Origin of the sequence: Streptomyces flavofungini, from assembly GCF_041028215.1 — a bacterium.
Taxonomy (GTDB): domain Bacteria; phylum Actinomycetota; class Actinomycetes; order Streptomycetales; family Streptomycetaceae; genus Streptomyces; species Streptomyces flavofungini_B.
The window spans coordinates 1-3,563 of record NZ_JASKYR010000766.1; the positions used below are offsets into that span (position 1 = coordinate 1).

The window sequence follows — 3,563 nt, forward strand, 5'->3', positions numbered from 1 at the left end:
GTCTCGGGGATTCCAAGGCCTCGGGGATTCGGGGCCTCAGCGGCTGGCCGCCCCGTCCAGTTCCTTCTTGAGGTTGCGCAGGGTGCGGTCGATGTTGCCTGCCTGGAAGGCGGCGAAGGTGTGGCCCCGGGTGGCGATCCGGTCGAAGGCGTTGGCCACGAACGTCGGCCACGCGCGCCGGTCGTCCGTCCAGGTCTCGGTCACCCGCGTCGCACCGCCCGGCTCCCCCCGCTCGCTCCCGGTCTCCTCGAAGCGGTACTCCCAGGTGGCGATGGGGCCGCGCAGGCGCGGGCGCTTGAGGCCGATGGCGTGCACGCGGAAGGCGAAGCGGGTGCCGGGGTCGGCCTCGGTCACCGTGCAGCGCGTGGTCCAGCGGGCGGGCCCGCGCTTGTTGTGGCCCTCGAAGACCTGGCCCACGCGGGCGGGCGCGTCGGCGTCGGCGTCGGCGAGGGTCGCGCCCAGGTTCTCCGGGCTCCACCGCCCCATCTGCGCGGGGCGGCTGACCTGGTCGTACACCAGCGACGCGGGCGCTTCGACGACGATGCTGCGGGACACGGTGAACGTGCGGGCCATGGAGTCTCCGTTCCTGGGCCCCCGACATTACCCGCCAGTAAGGACCGAGGGAAGTGCCCTCTGCGGCCGCGCGGGACGGGCGCGTTCCTTGGTCAGCGCGTTGATGACCCGGCGGGCGAGGAGCGGATCGGCGGGCAGCGTGTGCGCGGCGAACCAGCGCGCCGCCCCGGGGTCCGGCGAGGGCTCGACGAACTCGGCGCCCGCGTAGTCGTCGAGCGGGGGGTCGTACACGTAGCCGCAGACGAGCCCGTGGTCCACCAGGCGGTCGAGCAGGGCGTCGCGGTCCTCGACCAGGAGCGGGACGCGGAAGAGCGGCAGCGGGCCCTCCCGCGCCGAGCGGTCGCGCAGCGCCTGCCCGGCCCAGGCGGTGCCGCCGAGCAGCGAGACGCCGATGCGGCGGCGGGCGAGGTCGGCGTCGATCCGGTCCATGCGGAGCTTGAGCTGGCCCCGGACCAGGGCGCCGTGCCGGGAGCGGAAGCCGTGCAGATCGACGCGGACCCATGACTCGTACGCGGCGAGGCTGGGCGCCCGGTACGCCGAGCGCGCGAGCTGACGCGGGCGCAGATCCATCCGGAAGGAGTCCCGTTCCAGCAGGCCGAGGCGCTGCATCGTGCGCCACACCGGTCGGGCGAGACCCGAGGAGCGCACGGCCGAGCGGGCCAGCGGGCGCAGGGTGGTGGTCAGGTCGTGGCGGAGCCTGCGCGGCGTCAGGAGCTCGTCGCGCAGCAGTTCCAGCTCCCGCCGGGTGCGTGCGTCGCCGACGGCGAGGAAACCGCCCGCCATCGCCGCCACATGCTTGGAGAGGCTGAACGCCGCCGCGTCGCCGAACGTGCCGAGCGGCCGCCCGTCGACGCACGTGCCGATGGCGTGCGCCGCGTCCTCGAACAGCGGGATGCCGAGCCGGTCGCAGCGCGCCCGCAGTTCGACGACGCGGTCCGGGACTCCGTAGAGGTTCGTGGTCAGGACCGCGTCCACGGTGCGCCATGTCGACTCCGGTACGGCGGCCGGGTCGATGTTGCCGTCCCAGGCGGAGACCGGGGCCTGTACGGGGCGCAGGCCCGCCGCGAGGACCACGAAGAGGATCACGTCGTCGTTCACCGGTGACATCAGCACCCGCGCCCCGGGCCTGCACCAGCGCCGCAGCGCCAGATAGAGGGCGAGCCTGGCCGAGGGTGTGTAGACGCACTCGCGGCCAAGACGCCGGGTCATCTCCTCGGCCAGCCGTGCGCCGTACGGCATGGACATCCCGCCTTCCGCTCGATCGCCGTCGTAGGGGTTCGGACCGGCTGGCTCAGGGCTTGCGGGGCGGTCCGGCCGGGCTGTCGCCGGGGGCCGGGGCCGTGCGGCCGGTCGTCCGCAGGGTGCCGACCGTCTTCAGGAGCCGGTCGGCGGGTTCGCGAAGGCCGGGGTGGGCGAGGACGGTGTTCCGCAGGCCGCGCACCGGTCTGCGCCACATGCGGTGGGCCGCCGCCACCGGGTGTGGCCGCGTCGCGAAGCCCTCGCCGACGCGCAGGTCACGTGTCTTGAGCCAGTCCTTGTACGTCTTCTCGCCGCGCCCCATGTCCATGACGCGCACCCCGCGCCGGGCCGCCGCCTCGGCCAGCCGCAGGTGCATCATCAGGCCCGGGGAGTAGTAGCTCAGCTCCGGGTCGTACGCGGTGAACCAGGCGGCGAAGACGGTGCGCGAGGTCGGCCCGAAGTGGGCCGCCACCGGGCGGTCGCCCGCGTACACCACGGAGAGGACCCCGGTGAAGTGCTCCTGGCGGACCTGGAAGAGGTGGTCCACCAGGTCGACGATCCAGGGCCGCGCGAAGCGGTCCATGCGTCCGGTCCTGCGGTACTGGGCGGACTTCCAGCGCATCAGGGTTCTGAGCACCGCCGGGTCCCGCTCGTCGTAGACGAACCGCGTCCCGCCGAGGTCGCGGCCCAGGCGGCGCTCCTTCTTCAGCGTCGTCTTGGCGAGTTTCGGGTAGGCGGCGCGCAGCCAGCGCGCGTAGTCGCCGTCGCCCGGCCGCAGGTCGAGCACGGGCGAGGCGAACGTCCCCGTGACGTAGGCGCCGAAAGGCTTCTGCTCCTCCACGAGATGGTCGAACTCGAAGACGGAGAGGCCGCAGGCCCGCAGCAGTTCCTCGGTGTCCCAGATGACTCCGGGGCGGTGCACGAGGGCCTGGCAGTCGGAGAGACCGAGGCCGATGGCCCGGCCGACGCCGAAGGAGTTGCGTTCGTACGGCAGGAACCCGACCGGCTGGCCGTTCTCCCGCAGGACCGCCACCAGCGAGCGGCCGCGGCAGCGCCCGACGGCCTCGGCGAACTCCGGTGCCAGGAAGGGGTTGGCGTACTCGGGCGACTCGTCCATCGCCCGGTGCCAGGCCGCGCGGGTCGCGGGGCTCAGCTCGCCGGGTCTGTGGATGGTGATCCGCACCTGCCGCTCCCCCCACTGGCGCTGCCGCGCCCTGCCTGCTCTCCGGTCGCCGCCGCGTCCACGGCCGGTGACCGAATGCGCGTCGCGCGGCGGGGCTCAAAGGTCGCGAAACCGTACGCATGTGTCAAGAGCGCCGACCGGCCCGTCCTCTGCCCCACTGTGGTGGCCCGGGATCTCCACCGCCGTGGCGGCCCGGGATCTCCACCGCCGTGGCGGCCCGGGATCTCCACCGCCGTGGCGGCCTGGGGGCTGCCGCCGTGGCGGTCCACCCCCTGCACCGCCGTGGCAGCCCGGGGCTCAACCGCCGTGGCAGCCCGGGATCTCCACCGCCGTGGCAGCCCGGGATCTCCACCGCCGTGGTGGTCCAGCCCCTGCACCGCCGTGGCGGCCTGGGATCTGCCGCCGTGGCGGTCCAGCCCCTGCACCGCCGTGGCGGCAGATCCCGGGGGGGGGGGGGGGGGGGGGGGGGGGGGGGGGGGGGGGGGGGGGGGGGGGGGGCCCCTGCACCGCCGTGGCACCCCGCGCTTCAACCTCCGTGGCAGCCCGGGGCCCAACCGCCGGGGTGGCC

At 74.7% G+C, this 3,563-nt stretch carries 3 protein-coding genes; all 3 read right to left on the minus strand.

Features of this window, described 5'->3' with window-relative positions:
• Nucleotides 1–36 precede the first annotated feature (36 nt).
• Genes AB8Z36_RS34055 through AB8Z36_RS34065 form a run of 3 tightly spaced genes read right to left on the minus strand, consistent with a single transcriptional unit; the run spans nucleotide 37 to nucleotide 2,995 of the window.
• A complete protein-coding gene (locus AB8Z36_RS34055; protein WP_369217254.1) occupies nucleotides 37–573 on the minus strand; it encodes an SRPBCC family protein in 537 nt (178 codons plus the stop codon).
• A 27-nt stretch (nucleotides 574–600) separates the two neighbouring features.
• Nucleotides 601–1,818 (minus strand): DegT/DnrJ/EryC1/StrS family aminotransferase, encoded by a 1,218-nt coding sequence (locus AB8Z36_RS34060; RefSeq protein WP_369217255.1) that lies wholly within the window; start codon nucleotides 1,816–1,818, stop codon nucleotides 601–603.
• Nucleotides 1,819–1,864: 46 nt separating this feature from the next.
• Nucleotides 1,865–2,995, minus strand: coding sequence for a GNAT family N-acetyltransferase (locus AB8Z36_RS34065; protein WP_369217256.1), 1,131 nt, complete (start codon nucleotides 2,993–2,995; stop codon nucleotides 1,865–1,867).
• Nucleotides 2,996–3,563: the final 568 nt, after the last annotated feature.